The 290-nt window shown below is 56.6% G+C and carries 1 protein-coding gene; it reads right to left on the bottom strand.

Translation table 11 applies throughout. The annotated features are described in order from the left end of the window. A partial coding sequence (locus HK20_RS12640) for a DDE-type integrase/transposase/recombinase (protein WP_143296527.1) occupies positions 1–290 on the bottom strand: 290 nt, incomplete at both ends.

Raw genomic sequence — 290 nt, 5'->3', positions numbered from 1 at the left:
CTGTCACCAACCGTGCCGACCGAGGCGTCTATGTCAGCCAGCGCCAGGCGTTCGGTATATCGGATCGACAGATATTGTGATCCACGGTCCGAATGATGGATCAGCGCCTTGTTTCCCGCAGGCTTTCGTTGCCAGATGGCCTGTTCAAGGGCGTCGAGCACGAACTGGGTGGTCATGGAAGTCGAGACTTTCCAGCCCACGATCCTGCGGGCGAACACATCAATGACGAACGCTACATAGACCATGCCATTCCAGGTCTGGACATAGGTAAAGTCCGAGACCCAGAGCTG

The sequence above is a fragment of the Acetobacter sp. DsW_54 genome (assembly GCF_002153575.1).
Taxonomy (GTDB): domain Bacteria; phylum Pseudomonadota; class Alphaproteobacteria; order Acetobacterales; family Acetobacteraceae; genus Acetobacter; species Acetobacter fabarum.
This window is presented reverse-complemented; position numbering and strand designations above follow the sequence as displayed.